Source organism: Romboutsia maritimum (assembly GCF_002251085.2).
Lineage (GTDB): Bacteria > Bacillota > Clostridia > Peptostreptococcales > Peptostreptococcaceae > Romboutsia_B > Romboutsia_B maritimum.
Genome location: NZ_NOJZ02000004.1, coordinates 24348 through 44546 on the forward strand (window position 1 = coordinate 24348; position 20199 = coordinate 44546).

Here is a 20199-nt window from a genome sequence, read left to right on the forward strand (position 1 = left end):
TGTTGAAAAAATTATCTATATTTTTATAATAAAGTATCCTGTTACAGGATAGTCAAGTAAGGAGATGAGAAGATGAGTAGAAACAGAATAAAATATTTTACTACAGGTGAATTTGCAGAATTTTGTGGAGTACATAAAAAGACTCTTTTCTATTATGATAGTATAGGCTTATTTAAGCCAGAAAAGGTAATGAACAATGGATATAGATATTATTCAGATTATCAGTTAGATGTATTTAATGTGATTTCGGTGTTAAAAGAAATTGGTATGCCTTTAAAGAAAATAAAAGAATTTTTAGATAATAGAACTCCTGATTTTCTTATAGATTTATTTGAGTATGAAAAAATTCAAATTGAGAAAGAGATAGAAAACTTACAAAGAATAAAATCTCTTATGGAAACTAAAATAAATATTACAAAAGCAGGAAAAAATATAACTAGTGATATTAAATTAGAATATGAAAAAGAAGAATTCTTGATTTTAAGTGATTATATTAATATAGAAGACGATTATTATATTGATGCATATACACAACATTTAAAACATTGCATTAATAATAAATTAAATAGTGGTCATCCAATTGGTGTAATGATAAATAAAGAAAACTTAATGAGTAATGAGTTCTTTAAATATAATTATTATTTTACCAAAGTAAATAATAGTGATGTATCTAAAGAAGTAATGATAAAACCAGAGGGATTATATGTAGTTGGGTATATGAGAGGATATTATGATAAAACAATATTTTTATATGAAAAATTAATGGACTTTATAAATAACAATAACCTTTGTATATCTGGATATTCTTATGAAGAAGGATTAATAGATGAAATTTCAGTTAGAGACAAAGAGAGTTATGTTATTAAGATTTCTATTAAGGTAGATGAAAAAAAATATATATGAATAATTATAACATCAGTATTAATATTAGAATTATATCCTGAAAAATAGGAAGATTTTTAATTGGGATTATGATAAGCTTTATTAAGAAGAAAAGATAATTATAAAATCCATAAAATAGAGGGACGATTAATGAAAAAAGCATTTTATTATGAAACGGTAATAGGGAAAATAGGAATTGCTGAAAATGGGAAAGCAATAACGAATATATTTTTTGGTAAAACGGTAGTTCCAAAAGAAATTAAAGAAGAGGAAACATTGTTGTTAGAAAAAGCATCTAAGCAACTTAATGAGTATTTCCAAGGAGAGCGTACTGTATTTGATTTACCACTTGAAGCAGAAGGCACAGAGTTTGAACGTATGGTATGGGATGCACTTTTGACTATTCCATATGGTGAGACAAGAACATACGGACAAATTGCAAAACAAATAGGAAGACCAAAAGCTAGTAGAGCGGTAGGTAGAGCTAATGGGCTTAATCCGATTTCTATTTTTATTCCATGTCATCGTGTAATTGGTTCAAATGGAAAACTAACTGGATATGCTGGAGGACTATATATTAAAAAAAAATTATTAGATATGGAAAATATAAATAATTAAAGTATTAATTCAAGTAATCGATACCTATAAATTGATTCCATTATGGAATTGATTTATCCTATACAGAATTGATTTAATGTATACACTAAGCTACTATTAAATTAGAGAAATTGTTATATAAAAGTCAATTAAGCATTAGCTTAAATAATTTAACCCACCATTGCGCGGAAATTTATTAGGTGATAAATTGGCCGTGCGTTTTTTTGTGTAAAAATAAACACGGAAGTACTTACAAGTAGATAATTTATTCTGATATAATGTAATAAGAAAAAAATAAATAATAGTTAAATAGAAATGAGGTAATTGTGATGAAGTGCACAACATTCACATTTAAGGGGGAAGAAAATTTAGATATATATACGTATAAATGGGAAAGTGAAATCAATAACGAAGTTAAAGGGATTGTTCAAATTGCTCATGGAATGTCAGAGACTGCAATAAGATATGAAGCCTTTGCGAAAGAATTAACTGACAATGGATATATAGTTTATATAAATGATCACAGGGGTCATGGGAAAACAGCTAAAGTTGTAGAAAATGTAGGATATTTAGCAGAAAAAAATGGATTTAGATGTTTAGTTGAAGATATGAATAAACTAACAAGTATAATAAAAAAAAATCATGAAGATTTACCTATTTATTTGTTTGGTCATAGTATGGGTTCTTTTGCAAGTCAAAGGTATATAATGGAATATGGAGATAATATAGATGGACTTATTTTATCAGGTTCAAATGGAAAGAACGGTACGATACTTAGTATAGCAACTATAATAATAAATCATGAAATAAAAAGATATGGTAGGAAATATAGAAGTAAAAAATTAGATAACTTAATTTTTGGAGGAAATAATAAAAAATTTAAACCTTCAAGAACTGATTTTGATTGGTTAAGTAGGGATACTGCACAAGTAGATAAATATATAGAAGATCCATTTTGTGGAGTATTGTTTACATGCGGGTTCTTTAGCGATTTAATTCAAGGGTTAAAAGAAATAGAAGATAAAGAAAATTTAAAGAAAGTTCCACTAAAATTACCTATATTTATAATGTCAGGAGATAAAGACCCTGTAGGTAAGAATGGAAAAGGGGTTTTAAATTTAAGAGATAGGTATATAGGCTTAGGTGTAAAAGATGTTTCATGTAAACTATATGAAGGTGGTAGACATGAGATGTTAAATGAAGTAAATAAAGATGAAGTAATAAAAAATATTATATGTTATTTAGATAAAAAAGTTAAACAAAGAAAAACTCAAAGAGTATAAAATAAGAAGTTGTCTCAAAATTTTTATATTCTTGAGACAACTTCTTTGTTTACAAAATCAAAACAACCATTAAAGCTTATATCAGATTTAATATTAACACATCTTTTTATTAATAGAGATATATTAGATTTAAAGGTATGTTTATTATTATCAGCATGTTTAAATACTATATGATTAAATCTAGAACTTGCAAATAATTTGTATCCATTATTTAAACAATCATTGCTAAACAAATAATCTTCTTTTATAGAAACATGTCTAAATTGAACCTTTTCTACTATATATTTATTAAAACATATAGTAGAGCCCATAATAGTATTAGTATAGGTGTTTTCAATTTCATCTTTTAAGAGCATTAGTTTATTAAATTTTTCAAAATAAGAAAATGTTTTATATTTGCCAACAACTTCACAATCATAATTTGAAAATATATTATAAGCTTCATCAAGGTAATATGGTCCGTAGTAATCATCATCATCAAATTTAGCAATATAATTAAAATTAGACTTATTAATTCCAAAATTTAGGCACTCTCCTAAAGTGATTTTCTCAGGTAACTTATATACATTAATATTTTCATATAAAGAAGTGTATTTATTAAAGTTAGACATTGGTATAGAATCATTATTTATTATTATTATAAGTTCTTTATGTTTAAAATTTTGAATTAAATAATTTTGTATTAAGTTATCTATACAAAATCTTCTGGATGTTACTGTAATGATTGAAAATCCATCAGTATTCACAGTTAAAAATTATCCTTTCTAATGATTCTAAGTATTAAAAATATAGCAATAAAAACATTGATAACAAATTAATCAATGTTTTTATATGCAATAAAAAGATTAAAACTATTTAATTATTCAGTAATATTTTTTTGTATATTTACAAAAATTGTTCCATTAAAAATACTATCAACAGTAAATGGGTTAATTCCTATTCCAGAAAATTCAACTGTAGCATTTTCAATAGTAAATTCTACATTTTCCCAAACTATTGATGGAGGATCGCAACTTAAAGTTTCATCACATACAACCCCATCATTAGATATAGCATCAATTGAAGGAGTATCACCAGCTAAATTTTTCAAAAAACTTATATCAAGTATAGCCATATCATCAATATCTACGTATATAGGAATGTGATATATTGCTTGGTTATTTGCAAATAAGGTAGCTAAATTTTCAAGTATTTCTAATGGGCTAATATCACTAATTTGGTTATGTGATATATCTAAAGCTTTTAAGTTTATTAAATTAGCCAAAGGGATAATGTCTTTAATAGCATTGTGTGATACATCTAAGAAGCTTAAATTTGTAAGAGTTCCTACTATACTTAAGTCACTTAAAGGAAATTTATTATTATCAATATCAAGTTCATTTAAATTATCTAAACTAGATATAGGTGTTATTGGATTTACAACTGTAAGTATATTTTTTAAAGTTAAAGAAGTTATATTTGATAATGAACCAAGTTCTGAAACTTTAATTGTACAAGTATCTAAAATTAATTCCTCAAAATAAGGTAGTATAGATAGTATATCAATATTATTTACAGTGTAACCAGTAATACTAAGATAAACTAAGTTTGGAAGATACTTTGCAAAATTAACATCTAATGCATTATCTTTAGGATTAACAGGAGGGTTTATAACTAAATGAGTAACACTATTTAGTTCATCTATTGTTATTGGTGAATTAGGAGGTAATCCAAGTGAATCTCTTATAGCATCAAATACATTAGGGTTAATTGGAGTTGGTAAATCAAATTCTTCTAATGATATATTAATATTTAGTTTATAAATATAGTAGTTATCGCTAGATGTATAGAGAATAGGATCACCAACATTTACTATAGGATTAAATATTTTTGAATTTAATATATCTATATCTGTTGTATTACAAAAATCCAAATCTCCTACAATAAAATCATCTAATAAAGTATAAATATCTAAGTTTGTAGGATCATCTTCAATATTGTTGTACAATCCTATTGAATAGTAGATATATACATTTAGATTAGTATCTATAGTATTTATAAAAATAGGTATATTTTGTTTATCATCAGGATTTTCTGAACAAGCAATATTCACATTAGATTTTTTATATGAATTTGTTTTTTCATGATAAGAGTATGGTATTCTAAGAACAGTACTAAAAGCTGAAATATTATTTATATTAGAAGGAAAAATTTTGTATTTTGGAACTTCTATTAATAAATTTTTCTTGCCTATAAAATAAGTTTCTGTTGCTTTAGATTGAATTTGTTTTAAAGTATATACCTTATTTTCAACAGATCTATCATAAGTATCTAAGTTTAAATTAGCTTTATTATTATCTAAATTAAAATTAATGTTTTTATCATAAATTGGTTTATTAAATTTTAAATCAAAATTAGGCATATTAATTTTCAAGGTATTATCTTCATCAAAAGATAAAATTTCATTTTTATTTACAGATATATTGATATCTTCTGGATTACAATTTTGATTTAATATAAAATCGCATTCTAGTACACCATCTTTCATATATAATGACATGTCTATTTTAGGATATATGTCTTTATATAAAATTTTAGAAAAAGATATTGTACTCTTAGTTGGTAAATTATCAGTTAGTTTGTCCTCGCCAAAAATTTTTGTATCTTGATTACTATTGTTGAATTCGACTTTTAAAACACTAGTTTTAACAGCTATGTTCTCATTAAGGTTAGAATCTGGCTTAAATTTATTTTTTAGTTTACTAAAAAAGGATTTAAGTCCACTATTATCTTCATGTGAATACTCTACTGAATATATTTCTATCATATTATTTAAAAATAATATTTCATAGTTATTATATTTTAATACATATGTTGGAGTATTATTATATTTAGTAGAATTACTATTTTCTAGGAACATAGGAGTATCATTTGATAGACCGTTATCTATTTTATTTATGTTAATCACCTTCTTTATTATAGTAAACTAACTTGTAGGAAGTTATACTAAGTTAATTTATAATATAATATGTTATTTGAAATAAAAAAGTGTCAAATTTAAATTTAAAATTGTTAGATAAAAAGACCTTATAATATATATGTATCCTATAAATAGGTAAGTAATATAAAATGAAGGGGATGTGAATATATGAGATACCATGATAAAACAATAGATAGACTAAATGATACAAATATGGCTTGTATATTTGATGATTTAACTAGGCTTTGTTTTAAAGATAGCTGTAATCTTATTAATATTAGTCCAGATGATTGGAAATATAAATTTTTGAATTTTAAACCAGATATATTTATGGTAGAGTCTGCATGGTGTGGATATAAAAATTCATGGGGGAACATAATTTCTTCAAGTAAAGAAGAAAAATTAAAGCCTTTAAGTGACATATTAACATTTTGTAAAAAAAATGATATACCAACCATATTTTGGAATAAAGAAGATCCTGTTAGTTTTGATTTATTTTTACCAGTAGCTAAAAAGTTTGATTATGTTTTTACTACAGATGAAGGTTGTATTGTAAAATATAAAAATGCACTAAATCATAAGAGAGTATACTCTTTGTTATTTGCTGCAAATCCTAAAATTCACAACCCTATAAAAATATTAGAAGAAAGAAATTCAAAAGCTTGCTTTGCAGGAGCATATTATAGATTAAGGTATCCTCAGAGGTGTGAAGATTTAAATGAAATTTTAGATGCAGCTGTAAATACAATAGGTTTAGAAATATATGATAGAAATTATAAACTTGGAATGATTCAATATAGATTCCCTAAAAAATACATGCCTTTTGTTAAAGGGAGTCTAGAAGCAGAAGAATTAGATATAGCAAATAAAGGTTATAAAGTAATGATAAATGTTAATAGTATAAAAAATTCAAATACGATGTTTTCAAGAAGAGTATTTGAGGGTTTAGCATGTGGTACGCCTGTAGTTAGTTCCTATTCAAAAGGAATAAAAAATATATTTAAAGATTTAGTATTTATGGGTAATTGTATAGATGATATAGAAAAGGAATTTTTAAGACTTTCACAAGATGAAAATTATTATGAAAATAAGGTAATAAAAGGGATTAGATATATACTAAATAATCATACTTATAATCATAGATTGATTTATATTTTATCTAAAATTGGAATAGGTATTAAAGAGGAAGTAAAAAATATTGCTGTAATTTCAAAAGTTAACTCAAAAGATGATTTTAATAAATTTATTGAAATGTACAATAAGCAAACATATAGATATAAAAAATTAATAATAATAACAAATAATAAAAACATAATAAAATTAAAAAAATATAATAAAAATATAAGCTATATATTATATGATGAAAAATCTAAATATAAATTTCTAGATAATTTTATAAATGAAGAATATATTTCTATTATAAATGTTAAAAATAATTATGGTGAAAATTATTTAGAAGACTTAATTAATGCAACTTTATATACAGATGCAGATTTTATAGGAAAAAAATCTTATTATATAGAAGATAAAGAGCAATTAAAATGTATAAATAAAAGTAGTTCTTTTAAATATGTAAATAATATAGATTTAGATAAAGGTATATTAAAATTTAAATCATTAAGTAATTATACATTAGAAGAACTTATAAAAGATGTAAATAAAAACTATATAAAGTTAGATAATTTGCCTATTAAATATTTTTCAATAGATAATTTTAATTTAATTTGTAAAATCTAAAATAAGGAAAATAATTCACCTATATTTTTTATTAACATAAAATAAATTAGATATATTTTAAATAAAAAATTAAAAATCAGAAATCTTTACAATGACATTAAAAAAGGAGTAATTAGTATGAATAAGAAAGTTTGTGTGATAGGACTAGGATATATAGGACTCTCTATTGCAACTTTGCTTGCTCATTATGGATATGATGTAATGGGTGTAGATACTAATGAAGAAATTGTATCTAATTTAAATGAAGGAAAAATTATAATTAAAGAACCGTATCTTGATATTTTAGTTAAAGATGTTATACAGAAAAAAAAATTGAAAGTATCTAACATTCCATGTGAGGCAGATATATTTATAATAGCAGTTCAAACTCCTATAAACAAATATAAAAGTGCAGATTTAAGATATGTAATATCTGCTACAAGTTCTATATTGTCATACCTAAAAAAAGGGGATTTAATAATTTTAGAATCAACATCTCCAGTAGGTACAACCCAAGAGATTATAAAGCCAATTTTAGAAAGTTGTGATTTAGAAGTAAGTAAAGATATATATTTAGGATATTGTCCGGAAAAAGTATACCCAGGAAATATATTAAATGAATTAGTGAAAAATGATAGAGTTATTGGAGGTATTGATGACAAGTCATCTGAAAAGTTAAAAGAATTTTATTATTCATTTGTTAAAGGTAATATATATGTAACTGATATCAAAACAGCTGAGATGGTTAAATTAGTTGAAAACGCGTATAGAGATGTAAATATAGCATTTGCTAATGAATTATTAAAAATATGTAATGAGATAGATTTAAATGTATGGAATGTTATTAAATACAGTAATAAGCATCCTAGAGTAAATATATTAAATCCAGGGCCAGGTGTTGGAGGTAACTGTTTGGGAATTGATCCTTGGTTTATAGTAGAAGATAATCAAGATTTAGCAAATATTATAAAATTATCAAGAGACATTAATGATTCAATGCCATACTATGTTTTTGAAAAAATAGAAAAACTTACAATTAACATTTTAGGATTAAAGAAAATTACTATTTTAGGAATTACCTATAAAGCAAACGTAGATGATATACGAGAAAGTCCAATAATTGATTTAATTAAGTTATTAAAAAATGCGGGATATACAATATCTATTTATGATCCTTTTGTTGATGAATATGAATTTTTAGAAAAGGACTTAATTAAAGCATGTGAGGATAGTGATTTAGTAGTATTAGGAGTTGACCATACAATTTTTAAAGATATAAGTTTTAAAGATATAAAAAAAGTAATGAAAGGTAATATTTTATTAGATACAAGAAATTTTTTAGATAGAAAAGAAATTGAAGATGTAAAGTTTATTTATAAATTATTAGGTGACAATTAAAGTTTAATCATTCCATAATAATATACATTTTTCTACTGGTGTATAAATACATATGGAAGTTATAAAAGCAAAAAAAGTCAAATTAATGAACGAAAATAAATATAAATTCATATACTACAATAGAATTACTAAACAAAAAATTTGTTTATGTAATATAATAAATAGTATTGGAGGAATACTATCAATGTCATGTCAAAATAAAATTTCTTTTGAAAACTTAGTAAAAATACCATTAGGCTTAAAATATAAGAAAAATACTGAAAATTTATCCATGGTTGCTAACACAGAAAATTTAAATATAAGTTTAGAACCATATAATACAGATTCAAAAACTGAAGCAATTATATGTGATAAAGCTCAACAATTAAATATAAAAATAAGATTAATGGAGATTAGACTATCAGGTTATCTGGTTTACTCAGTAATGGCAGATGCAATAGATAAAAGCGAAAATTTTCATATAAGCCCTAAGCTAGGAACGACTGTAGTTACACAAGGATGGACATCAGAATCTGCTGTTTTACCAATTGTACAAGATAAAAATCAATCATATATAGTAATAGGATATATTCAAGATGAAAAATTAAAAGCAGAGGATATAAAAGTTAACATATACGTAAATGATGTACATGTAGATCAAGTTATTAAATACGGTGATAATGTAGATTTATTATTAAAAGGAGAACTTGAGATAAAATTAGCTTAATATAAAAAAATAAAAAAGCAAAGAAATTTGCCTAGATGCAAGTTTTTTTGCTTTTATTTTTTACATAAAATGAAATGAAATTTGTATTAAAAAAGTATAAATTTACGATTTTTGGTCAAAATAATATGATTTTCTATTATAATATAAATATGGCACAATAGATGCTATATTTATAAGCATCTGAATATTCACATCATAAATAAACTAATATAAAAATACAAGGGGGGGTATTCTTATGTTTAATCTTTTAAAACAGATCACCGACTGGTTATGGCTTTATCCGATGTTGGTCATATTAGTTGGTGGAGGGATTTTAATGTCATTTACTTTGAGATTTTTTCAAGTAACTAAGTTTCCATTTATAATAGGAGAAACATTTGGAAAGATATTCAAAAAAAGTGATGGTAGTGGAACTATAACACCATTCCAAGCAGCAACATCTGCATTAGCATCTACAATAGGAGCAGCAAATATAGTAGGAGTACCTCTTGCTATAGCTACTGGGGGACCAGGAGCTATATTTTGGATGTGGCTTATTGCTATATTTGGATGTGCACTTAAGTATTCTGAAATTATATTGGGGATAAAATACAGAGTAAAAAATGAAGAAGGTGAATATGTAGGAGGGCCTATGTATTATCTTAAAAATGGAGCTAAATTACCTTTCATTGGTTCTTTGTTTGCATTCTTTTTAATGATTGAAATAGCACCATCAATAGCTACTCAATCTGCATCAATAGTTCAAACGGCTCAAACTATAAATATAAACCCAGTTGTAACAGGTGTAACAGTTATAATAATAGTTGGACTAGTTGTGTATGGAGGAATAAAGAGAATAGCAAAAGTTACTGAAAAGTTAGTTCCTCTTATGGCAATAGCATATTTTTTAATAGCAGCGATAACTATAGGAGCTAATTGGTCAAATATACCAAATACATTTAAATTAATATTTGAAGGAGCATTTAATTCTACAGCAGCAGTTGGAGGATTTGCAGGTTCTGTAGTAGCTGCAACCATAAAAGCAGGTGCATCAAGAGGAGCATATTCAAATGAAGCAGGTATGGGGACGTCAACCATAGCTCACTCAGCAGCTGTTACAGATTATCCAGCAAGACAAGGTTTATGGGGGATATTTGAAATAATTGTAGATACTCTTGGAATATGTACTGTAACTGCATTTTTAGTTTTAACAACAGGAGTATGGTCATCTGTGGGAGCAGATAAAGCAGCAGCTATGCCGTCTATAGCAATTCAAAGTGTGTTAGGTAATAAATTTGGTGGAGGATTTTTAACAATATGTATGATGATGTTTGTTTTATCAACTTTAATAGTAGTAATTTTCTATGGTGAAAAACAAGCAGAATATCTATTCGGGTTAAAAGCATCAAAAGTAGCTAGATTTGTTTATTTAGGATTTATAATGGTAGGTGCTTTATGTAACTTGGGTAATATAGTAGTTTTATTAGATTTTACATTGGCAGGGGTTATAGGAACAAATATGATAGGTGTTGTTAAACTTAGAAAAGAAGTAAAAAAAGAATCAGATAGATTTTTTAGAAGTATAGAATTTAAAAATCAAAGAATAAATGAAAATGATAAAATAATTTAATTACATATAATAAAAAATAAGCTGTATCAAAATAGAAATTTATTTCTGTTTTGGCGCGGCTTATTTTTTGTTATATAGATAATATGTGATAAAAATTTATATTTTTAATAACATGAAATGTAATATTACAACAAATAAGTAAATTTTTATGAAGAAAAGTACATAAAAATAATAAAATATAAAAAATAACAAAATGGTAACAAGAAATTTAAAACCGAATATATTGAAAATACTTATTGAGCGAGTTACGACAAAGTTGTCAATTGACAATTAGAAATTTAAAAGTTACAATTTAGTTACATAAATTCAACAGAAGTTAAATAAGATATATAAACACATAAGAAATTAGCTAATATGAAAAATATAGATTTTAATTAAATATATAATTAACTTTATGTATATCAAAATAAGAGTATAAAGTATATTAATTATAAAAAAGGGGAGAAATATTATGGAATTTAAGCGAAAAAACATAATAGTATCAATCTTAATGGGAGTGTTTGTATTAACAATTTTTTTAACAGGATATAAAATTTTAAATAAAGAACAGATAACTTTAACTGTTAAAGGTGAGGATAAAAAAGTTTCGACTTTTAAAACTACAGTTAAAGAGTTATTGGACGAGAAAAACATAAATTACAGTGAAGAAGATAAAATAACTCCAAAATTAAATACAAAATTAAAAGATAAAATGGATATTAAAATAGTAAAAGTTTTAAAGGAAGAAAAAAAGGAGTATGAAGAAATACCTTTTGAAGTAAGTTTAAAAGAAGATAAAAACTTGATAAAGGGACAAACTGAAATAGAAAATGAAGGAAAAGTAGGAAAGAAAGAAAAGGTTTATAAATTAATTTATAATGATGGAAAGCTAGTAGAAAAAAACTTATCAAAAGAAATCATATCTGAAGAACCTGTAGATAAAGTAGTTAGAAAAGGAATTAAAGAAGAAATAATGGTCGCGTCTAGAGAAGTCACATCAAGAAACAATAATTCTAAAAATAATGGTTCTAATCTTAGCGTTGTGGCAACTGCTTATGCTGGAGATACTATAACATCAACAGGAACAACACCTAGATGGGGAGTTATTGCTGTTGATCCACGAGTAATACCATATGGAAGTAGAGTATACATACCTGAATTTAATATGACATTTATAGCAGAAGATTGCGGAGGAGCTATTAAAGGAAATAGGATAGACATATTTATGAATAGTGAGAATCAAGCATATAGTTGGGGAAGACGTACAGTAAGTGTAAACGTACAAAATTAATATATAATATCTTTACTTAAAATAGGAAAAAGTATAAAATAATAGAATATTAAACTTAAAACAATTTACAAGCTAAACTTGAATTATTGCTAAAAAAGGAGAAATTAGATATGGATTATATGAGTATATATAATGATTGGATAAACAATTCCTATTTTGATGAAGATACTAAATCTGAATTAATTGAAATTAAAAATAATCAAAAAGAAATTGAAGATAGATTTTATAAAGATTTAGAGTTTGGAACAGCTGGCTTAAGGGGAATAATAGGTGCAGGAACTAATAGAATGAATATATATACAGTTAGAAGAGCTACATTAGGTCTTGCTAATTATATAATGAAAAATTCAAAAGAAAGCTCAAAAGCTAGAGGTGTAGTAATTGCACATGATAATAGATATATGTCTAAAGAGTTTTGTATAGAAACTGCAAATACATTAGCAGCATGTGGAATAAAAGCTTATATATTTAGTGACTTAAGAACTACTCCTGAATTATCTTTTGCACTTAGAAATTTAAATGCTATAGCAGGGGTAGTGATAACAGCAAGTCATAATCCTCCTGAGTATAATGGGTACAAAGTTTATTGGGAAGATGGAGCACAAGTTATGCCACAAATAGCAAATCTTATAACTGATGAAGTAAATAAAATAACTGATTATAGCAAAATACCAACTATAACTGAAGATAATAAAAATTTGATTATAGAATTGGATGATGTACAAGATACTGCTTTTATAGAAGCTGTGAAAACTCAAGTAATAAGAAAAGAGTTAATAAAAGAAGTTGGAAAAGAATTCAAAATAGTTTATACACCACTTTGTGGTACAGGAAATATTCCAATAAGAAGAGCTTTATCTGAAGTTGGATTTGAGAATATATTAGTAGTAGATGAAGAAGAAAATCCAGATCCTAATTTTGCGGGATTAGAATATCCAAACCCAGAAGAGAAAAAAGCATTAAACAGGGGTATACTTCTTGCGAAAAAAGAAGGAGCAGATATTGTGATTGCAACAGACCCAGATTGTGATAGGGTAGGTGTAGCAGTAAAAACTACTACAGGAGAGTATGCTTTATTAACAGGAAATCAAATAGGTGGAATGTTAACAAATTATATAATAGAGGGATTAAAAGAAAAAGGTAAATTAAAAGAAAATTCTACTATTATAAAAACTATAGTTACATCTGAATTTGGAGCGGATATAGCAAAAGAAAATAATGTTGATGTTTTAAATGTTCTTACAGGTTTTAAATTTATAGGAGAAAAAATAAAACTATTTGAACAAAATAATGATAAAACTTATGTATTTGGATATGAAGAAAGTTATGGGTATTTAGTTGGAACTCATGCAAGAGATAAAGATGGTGTAGTTTCATCGGTATTAATAGCCGAAATGGCAGCACACTATTATGTTAAGAACATGAGTTTATATGAAGGATTAATAGATTTGTATAATAAATATGGGTTCTTCAAAGAAGAAACAATATCTATTACATTAAAAGGAATAGATGGATTAGCTAAGATTAAAGAAATAATATCTTATTTTAGAGAAAATAAGATAGATTATATAAATAATATAAAAGTTTTAGATACAAAAGATTATAAAGAAGGCATTGATGGATTGCCTAAGGCAGATGTTTTAAAATATTTCTTAGAAGATGGATCTTGGGTAGCTATAAGACCTTCAGGAACAGAACCAAAATTAAAATTTTATGTTGCAGTTAAAGGAAAGTTAGAAATCAAAGCACAGAATAAGATAAAAGGTATAAAAGAATCAATAAATAGTATATTAGAAAAATTAATGTAAAAATTCAAATAAAAGGGTGTAACTATGTTGCACCCTTTTTAAATTATATATACTTAAAATTAGGTTAATTATATATAATTTTAATAGAACTTATAAATTAAATCAGGTGGAGATATAATATGATAATTAACATAAAAAATATTATTAATGTAATAAAAAATTCTAATTACAGTGAAATTAATTCAAAAGCGGCAGAGGTATCCTTTTATCTACTACTATCAATTTTTCCTTTTTTAATTTTTACAATAAGTAGTATAGTATATATACCAATAATACATTTAAATAGATATATAAACTTGCTAAAAAATATAATGCCTGAAAGTGCATATAATATGGTAGCTTCTATAATAAATTCAGCTATTGAAAATAGAAGTTTTAGTTTTTTACTTTTGAGTTTTTTTCTTACAGTATGGACTACGTCAAGGGCAGTTAGAGCACTAATAAAAGGAATAAACAGGTCTTATAATTTAATAGAAGATAGGTCTTATTTTAAAGTTTTAAAAATAGCTCTAATTTTTACTATAATACTTTTATTATTAATATTTTCATCTATGATATTTTTAGTGTTTGGTGAGAAAATAGGTTATTTTATTTTTAATTTAATAGGATTAAATAAAATATTTATTGGTGTATGGAATATATGTAGATATACTATAGGGGTGATTACGGTTATTATAATATTTATGAGTTTATATATGTATACACCGAATAAAAAAATTAAAGTAAAGGAAGCTATACCAGGAGCTGTAGTTTCTACTTTTGGATGGATTTTAGTATCTTTGATATATTCTTATTATACAAATTATTATGCAAATTATGAAGTTATATATGGTAGTATTGGAGGCATAATTGTTCTTATGACATGGATATATTTAAGTAGTTGGGCGATACTTATTGGTTTTGAAGTGAATTCAATCTTATATTTTAGGAGAAATAAGTATAAAATATATTAAACTAACAAATATAAAATTATAACTGATAACTATAGTATAGTGTTTATAATGATGATATAATTAAATAAAATTTTAGACAATATAAAACGTATTTGTAAAAGGAGAAATATTATGAGAGCTCATGAAATAGAATATGAACTTCACGGAGATGATATGCAATTTGTGGAGATAGAACTGGATCCTAGTGAAACTGTTGTAGCAGAAGCTGGAGCTATGATGATGATGGATCAAAATATAGAAATGGAAACTTTATTTGGAGATGGAAATAAAAAAGTAGGATTATTTGGAGCATTAGGTAGTGCTGCTAAGAGAGTTATAACAGGGGAAAGTATGTTTATAACTGCATTTACAAATCAAGGAAATACAAAACAAAAGGTTTCTTTTGCTTCTCCATACCCAGGTAAAATAATACCAATAGATTTAGCTAGATATAATGGAAAAATAGTGTGTCAAAAGGATGCATTCTTATGTGCAGCTAAAGGAGTAAGTATAGGTATTGACTTTACAAAAAAGATAGGAGCAGGATTTTTTGGAGGAGAAGGATTTATACTTCAAAAGTTAGAAGGAGATGGTCTTGCATTTATACATGCAGGTGGAACGATAATAAAGAAAACTTTATATGCAGGAGAATCTTTAAAAGTAGATACTGGTTGTTTAGTTGCAATGACTAGGGATATAAGATATGATATACAATTTGTAGGAGGAATAAAGAATACTTTATTTGGTGGAGAAGGTCTATTTTTTGCAACACTTACAGGACCAGGAGAAGTATGGATACAAAGTTTACCATTTAGTAGATTGGCATCTAAAGTTTTTGCATTAGCTCCTGCAACATACAATAGGGACTAAAAAGTTATGAATGTAAAGTATAAGTTATTTCAATTTATTTTATAATAATAAAGATTTACAAGAAATGAATAAAAAGACTGTGTAGTAAAATTTTGATTTTATCTACGCAGTCTTTTTATAGTTATATAGTTAAAAACATTTAAGTAAAATGCTGATATATTTTGTGATTTATTATTACTTGTTTTTGAATAATTAAGATTGCTGTTAAAATTTAGACTAGTCAAGTCGTAACTTAAATTCATAATAGTAATTAGAGAAATTATTGTTATAATACTTAGTTACCTATATTTTGTATATAATATATACAAAATAAAATTGTGTTAAACCACAATAGATATAAATAAAGGAACTAATATTTTAATAAAAAATCAATTTAAAATAAAATCATTATAATGCTATACTATCTTCGTCTTCTTTAAAAAATCCTTTACTATAATTATATTCTAAAATAAGACCATCTACTTCTGTATCACATATAAATAAGTATTTATTGCTAGAGAAAAAATTTTCTAAACTACAAGTTCCATAATATTTATTTTCTTTTTCGAAAAAGTACTTAGACACATGATATAAACTATGACCAGAATAATATGAATAGTTTTTACTTAAAGAATTAGATAAGGTTTTGTTGCTTAAAGATAGAGCTTCTTTAAGTTTCATTAAGGCATCATCATATGCCTTATTTACGAATATAGCTTCATATTGAGTTTTTTTAAAACCATGAGAATGTTTGTCATAAAAAACAGTCCAATTACAATTAGTCAATTGTTTAATAGCCATAATAACAACCCCTTAAAATAAAGTTAATATTTTATCAATATCTTTAACATGATTATATAACAGATTTGTTAAAAAAGAAACGTATTAGAAATACAAAAAATAAATTATATGTATATATTTTTTTATATATAATTTTAAATAAAAATTATACTGTATACATATTATAATTGTATAATTTATTAGAATATATTTAGGAATATCAATATATACATTAATAGAATTAAAGAAATAGTACAACTACTATAATAAAATAAATATATTTAAAATAAAATTTATATAGACGAAATACAGTATAAAGTGTATATTATAAAACGAAAGTGATACACTAATACTACAAAAAACGTAGAAAAATATCTTAAATGATATAAAAAGTGTTGATTAAATAAAATTAATAGTGTACAATAATTGTAGAAATATACAGTGAGTAAGGGGGATTTAATTTGAAGATTAAAGTAGGAATGAATGGATTTGGAAGAATAGGTAGAGCAGTTTTAAGAATTGCTCAAGATAGACTTAATGATAATATAGAAATAGTAGCTATAAATGCAAGAGCAACAGCAGAAACTTTAGCTCATTTATTTACGTATGACTCTTGCTATGGAACATTTAAAGGAACAGTGGAAGTTAAGGATGAAAATACTTTAATAATAAATTCAAAAGAAATAAAAATATTAAGACATAATGACCCAGAAGAAATACCATGGAAAGAAGTAGGAGTAGATGTAGTTATAGAATCTACAGGGTTATTTAATCAAAGGGAAAAGGCTCAAAAACATATAAAAGCAGGAGCTAAAAAAGTAATACTTACTGCTCCAGGAAAAGAAGAAGACATAACAATTGTTATGGGTGTAAATGAAGATAAATATGATGATAAATTACACAATATAATTTCTAATGCATCTTGTACTACAAATTGCTTAGCTCCAATGGCTAAAGTTTTAGATGATAAATTTGGTATAGAAAGAGGATTAATGACAACTATACATTCATATACTAATGATCAAAGAATATTAGATAAAACTCATAAAGATTTAAGAAGAGCAAGAGCAGCAGCAGAATCTATGATACCAACAACAACAGGGGCAGCAAAAGCTGTAGGTAAAGTTTTACCTCAATTAGAAGGGAAATTAAATGGATTCTCTGTAAGGGTTCCGACTCCTACAGTTTCACTTGTAGATCTTGTATGTGAATTAAAAAAAGATGTTACGTTAGAAGAAGTAAATAATGCGTTAAAAGAAGCATCAGAGGGAAAATTAAAAGGAGTATTAGGATATTGTGATAAGCCACTAGTTTCTGTTGATTATAAAGGAGATGAAAGATCTTCTATAATAGATGCATTATCAACTATGATATTAGAAAAAAATATGATAAAAGTAGTTTCATGGTATGATAATGAATGGGGGTATTCAACAAGAACTATAGATTTAGTAAATTATGTTGTTGAAAAAATGAATAATTAATAAGATGATAAATAAATTTATATAAATCAAAGAAAGATTGTTTTGAAATTAAATTCAAACAATCTTTTTTTAAACCTATTATTTAGATTTACTATTTTAAAAATAGTAAAAGGTTTTAAATTATTAAAAAAGTTGCATTTAGTAAACTTAACAATTATAATTAGTAATAAGAAATTAAGGGTTTTAAGAAAGAGCTTTAGCTCTTTTAGTAAAATTTAAAAGGGGATGATTTAATATGGACAAAGGAACATCGAGGAAGAAGGTTAAAGCAGTAAGTCTAGAAACCTTTGTATTTTTAGTAATTTTGCTAGCTGGATTAGGATATATAGCTAGTATTATGGGTGCTGGTATTATGTTCAAAGTAATAATGAAAACAGCACATGACTTACTTTTAAACACAGTATTTTTAATAATGGCAATGGCAGTGCTTGCAGGAGCACTAAGTGCATTACTTTCAGAATTTGGAGTAATATCGCTAATAAATAAAATATTTGCCATATTTATGAAACCCCTATATGGATTACCCGGAGCAAGTATAGCTGGAGCTATAACAACTTATTTATCAGATAACCCTGCAATAATATCTTTTGCAAAAGACAAAACATTTACTCAATACTTTAAGAAATATCAAATACCTGCTTTATGTAATTTAGGGACAGCATTTGGAATGGGTCTTATATTGACGACTTTCATGATATCACAAGGTAAACAATATGTATTACCTGCTATAATCGGTAATATAGGAGCAGTTATAGGAAGTATTATAAGTGTTAGAATGATGTTACATTTTACTAAGGAATTTTATAAAGATGAAGAGACTGAGTCTGAAAATAAAATAGAAAAAATTAAAGAATTTAGAGAAATTAGAGAAGGAAATGTATTTCAAAGAGCTTTAGATGCAATATTAGAAGGTGGTAAATCAGGTGTAGAAATGGGATTAGCAATAATACCAGGCGTTTTAGTAGTTTGTACATTAGTTATGTTATTAACTTTTGGACCTTCTACAGATCCAGCAACAGGTCAAAAAATTTATACTGGAGCTGCATATGAAGGTATAAGATTACTTCCTGTAATAGGTGAAAAACTTAGATTTATATTAGAACCATTATTTGGATTTACATCAGCAGAAGCTATAGCATTCCCTATAACTTCATTGGGTGCTGTTGGAGCAGCTATGTCTTTAGTACCACAATTTATAGTAGATGGTGTAGTAACACCAAATGACATAGCAGTATTTACAGCGATGGGAATGTGTTGGAGTGGATATTTAAGTACTCATGTAGGTATGATGGATGCATTAAATGCTAGAAAATTAACTAGTAAAGCAATTTTATCACATACAATAGGCGGAATTTGCGCTGGTATTTCAGCTCACTTTATATTTATGCTTATATCATAAAAAAGTTTTTTAGACAATAAGATATGAAAATAAAAAACCTCGAAATTATTTTAAAGTTAAAATAATTTTGAGGTTTTTTTAATTTAAAAGACCTATCTTTAAATTTTTTTCTTATTTACCTTGATGGTTTTTATGTGAACTTATTGGTCTAGCAGTATTTTGACTTACAGATCCTGTTTTAGAAGGTCTTAATCTAGGTGGAATATTAAGTTCTTCTCCAAGTTCTAAATTAAAATCAGGATTATCTTTATCATTTCTATTGTATCTTGTTTTTGAGTCTTCTCTTTTATGTTTATTTTTTGACATGATTTCCTCCTTAAATAAAAGCTCTTTAAGATACTAATAATTTAACCAAAAACTAAATTACTATTCTGATAAAGTTAAAGACTTTTATAGATTATTAAAGTAATTATTGATTAGGATAAATTAGTTTGAATTTTAAATATAAAGATAGATAATCATTTACTTGAATAAAATTTAGCAATTTAAAAAGAATATCAGAACATTGTGCTAATATATTTTATCATAAA

At 25.4% G+C, this 20199-nt stretch carries 17 protein-coding genes; 13 read left to right on the forward strand and 4 right to left on the reverse strand.

Annotation, left to right across the window (positions count from 1 at the left end; all coding sequences use genetic code 11):
- Nucleotides 1–72 precede the first annotated feature (72 nt).
- From CHF27_RS03785 to CHF27_RS03795, 3 genes are all read left to right on the forward strand, one after another.
- Complete coding sequence (locus CHF27_RS03785; protein WP_095406188.1) at nt 73–903, forward strand: MerR family transcriptional regulator; 831 nt, start codon at nt 73–75, stop codon at nt 901–903.
- 129 nt (nt 904–1032) lie between these two features.
- On the forward strand, nt 1033–1500 hold the full coding sequence (locus tag CHF27_RS03790) for a methylated-DNA--[protein]-cysteine S-methyltransferase (RefSeq protein ID WP_095406187.1): 468 nt from the start codon (nt 1033–1035) through the stop codon (nt 1498–1500).
- 308 nt (nt 1501–1808) lie between these two features.
- The gene (locus tag CHF27_RS03795; RefSeq protein ID WP_095406186.1) at nt 1809–2762 is read left to right on the forward strand and encodes an alpha/beta hydrolase; all 954 of its coding nucleotides are present in this window, start codon (nt 1809–1811) and stop codon (nt 2760–2762) included.
- Between the two features lie 23 nt (nt 2763–2785).
- Here CHF27_RS03795 and CHF27_RS03800 read toward each other — a convergent pair whose 3' ends face one another.
- On the reverse strand, nt 2786–3508 hold the full coding sequence (locus CHF27_RS03800) for a glycosyltransferase (RefSeq protein WP_095406185.1): 723 nt from the start codon (nt 3506–3508) through the stop codon (nt 2786–2788).
- Between the two features lie 113 nt (nt 3509–3621).
- A complete protein-coding gene (locus CHF27_RS03805) occupies nt 3622–5709 on the reverse strand; it encodes a leucine-rich repeat domain-containing protein (protein WP_095406184.1) in 2088 nt (695 codons plus the stop codon).
- Nucleotides 5710–5889: 180 nt separating this feature from the next.
- On the opposite strand from CHF27_RS03805, the gene CHF27_RS03810 reads away from it, so the two are divergent.
- The 8 genes from CHF27_RS03810 (at nt 5890) to CHF27_RS03845 (ending at nt 16030) form a co-directional block, all read left to right on the forward strand.
- Nucleotides 5890–7458, forward strand: a complete 1569-nt coding sequence (locus CHF27_RS03810) for a CgeB family protein (RefSeq protein WP_095406183.1) — start codon at nt 5890–5892, stop codon at nt 7456–7458.
- Nucleotides 7459–7575: 117 nt separating this feature from the next.
- Nucleotides 7576–8835, forward strand: coding sequence for a nucleotide sugar dehydrogenase (locus CHF27_RS03815; protein WP_095406182.1), 1260 nt, complete (start codon nt 7576–7578; stop codon nt 8833–8835).
- A gap of 52 nt (nt 8836–8887) precedes the next feature.
- Nucleotides 8888–9541 carry a hypothetical protein gene (locus CHF27_RS03820; RefSeq protein WP_095406181.1) on the forward strand — a complete coding sequence of 218 codons (654 nt, stop codon included), beginning with the start codon at nt 8888–8890 and terminating at the stop codon, nt 9539–9541.
- 235 nt (nt 9542–9776) lie between these two features.
- Complete coding sequence (locus tag CHF27_RS03825) at nt 9777–11150, forward strand: alanine/glycine:cation symporter family protein (protein WP_095406180.1); 1374 nt, start codon at nt 9777–9779, stop codon at nt 11148–11150.
- Nucleotides 11151–11601: 451 nt separating this feature from the next.
- Nucleotides 11602–12420: a 3D domain-containing protein gene (locus CHF27_RS03830; protein WP_095406179.1), complete on the forward strand. Its 819-nt coding sequence runs from the start codon at nt 11602–11604 to the stop codon at nt 12418–12420.
- 110 nt (nt 12421–12530) lie between these two features.
- Nucleotides 12531–14228: a phospho-sugar mutase gene (locus CHF27_RS03835; RefSeq protein WP_095406178.1), complete on the forward strand. Its 1698-nt coding sequence runs from the start codon at nt 12531–12533 to the stop codon at nt 14226–14228.
- A 119-nt stretch (nt 14229–14347) separates the two neighbouring features.
- A complete protein-coding gene (locus CHF27_RS03840) occupies nt 14348–15181 on the forward strand; it encodes a YihY/virulence factor BrkB family protein (RefSeq protein WP_095406177.1) in 834 nt (277 codons plus the stop codon).
- A gap of 111 nt (nt 15182–15292) precedes the next feature.
- On the forward strand, nt 15293–16030 hold the full coding sequence (locus CHF27_RS03845) for a TIGR00266 family protein (protein ID WP_095406176.1): 738 nt from the start codon (nt 15293–15295) through the stop codon (nt 16028–16030).
- A 387-nt stretch (nt 16031–16417) separates the two neighbouring features.
- On the opposite strand, the gene CHF27_RS03850 is transcribed toward CHF27_RS03845, so the two are convergent.
- Nucleotides 16418–16810, reverse strand: a complete 393-nt coding sequence (locus tag CHF27_RS03850) for a hypothetical protein (protein WP_095406175.1) — start codon at nt 16808–16810, stop codon at nt 16418–16420.
- 440 nt (nt 16811–17250) lie between these two features.
- On the opposite strand from CHF27_RS03850, the gene gap reads away from it, so the two are divergent.
- Both gap and CHF27_RS03860 read left to right on the forward strand, forming a co-directional pair.
- Complete coding sequence (gene gap, locus CHF27_RS03855) at nt 17251–18270, forward strand: type I glyceraldehyde-3-phosphate dehydrogenase (RefSeq protein WP_095406174.1); 1020 nt, start codon at nt 17251–17253, stop codon at nt 18268–18270.
- A gap of 235 nt (nt 18271–18505) precedes the next feature.
- On the forward strand, nt 18506–19669 hold the full coding sequence (locus CHF27_RS03860) for a CD0519/CD1768 family membrane protein (RefSeq protein WP_095406173.1): 1164 nt from the start codon (nt 18506–18508) through the stop codon (nt 19667–19669).
- Between the two features lie 111 nt (nt 19670–19780).
- Here the strand turns inward: CHF27_RS03860 and CHF27_RS03865 are convergent, their stop codons facing one another.
- Nucleotides 19781–19975, reverse strand: coding sequence for a hypothetical protein (locus CHF27_RS03865; RefSeq protein ID WP_095406172.1), 195 nt, complete (start codon nt 19973–19975; stop codon nt 19781–19783).
- Between the last annotated feature and the right edge of the window lie 224 nt (nt 19976–20199).

Excerpts from the sequence above, each read along its gene's own strand:
- CHF27_RS03785 (WP_095406188.1), top strand. The coding sequence starts at position 73 with ATGAGTAGAAACAGAATAAAATATTTTACTACAGGTGAATTTGCAGAA.
- CHF27_RS03790 (WP_095406187.1), top strand. The coding sequence starts at position 1,033 with ATGAAAAAAGCATTTTATTATGAAACGGTAATAGGGAAAATAGGAATT.
- CHF27_RS03795 (WP_095406186.1), top strand. The coding sequence starts at position 1,809 with ATGAAGTGCACAACATTCACATTTAAGGGGGAAGAAAATTTAGATATA.
- CHF27_RS03810 (WP_095406183.1), top strand. The coding sequence starts at position 5,890 with ATGAGATACCATGATAAAACAATAGATAGACTAAATGATACAAATATG.
- CHF27_RS03815 (WP_095406182.1), top strand. The coding sequence starts at position 7,576 with ATGAATAAGAAAGTTTGTGTGATAGGACTAGGATATATAGGACTCTCT.
- CHF27_RS03820 (WP_095406181.1), top strand. The coding sequence starts at position 8,888 with ATGGAAGTTATAAAAGCAAAAAAAGTCAAATTAATGAACGAAAATAAA.
- CHF27_RS03825 (WP_095406180.1), top strand. The coding sequence starts at position 9,777 with ATGTTTAATCTTTTAAAACAGATCACCGACTGGTTATGGCTTTATCCG.
- CHF27_RS03830 (WP_095406179.1), top strand. The coding sequence starts at position 11,602 with ATGGAATTTAAGCGAAAAAACATAATAGTATCAATCTTAATGGGAGTG.
- CHF27_RS03835 (WP_095406178.1), top strand. The coding sequence starts at position 12,531 with ATGGATTATATGAGTATATATAATGATTGGATAAACAATTCCTATTTT.
- CHF27_RS03840 (WP_095406177.1), top strand. The coding sequence starts at position 14,348 with ATGATAATTAACATAAAAAATATTATTAATGTAATAAAAAATTCTAAT.
- CHF27_RS03845 (WP_095406176.1), top strand. The coding sequence starts at position 15,293 with ATGAGAGCTCATGAAATAGAATATGAACTTCACGGAGATGATATGCAA.
- CHF27_RS03850 (WP_095406175.1), bottom strand. The coding sequence starts at position 16,810 with ATGGCTATTAAACAATTGACTAATTGTAATTGGACTGTTTTTTATGAC.
- CHF27_RS03860 (WP_095406173.1), top strand. The coding sequence starts at position 18,506 with ATGGACAAAGGAACATCGAGGAAGAAGGTTAAAGCAGTAAGTCTAGAA.
- CHF27_RS03865 (WP_095406172.1), bottom strand. The coding sequence starts at position 19,975 with ATGTCAAAAAATAAACATAAAAGAGAAGACTCAAAAACAAGATACAAT.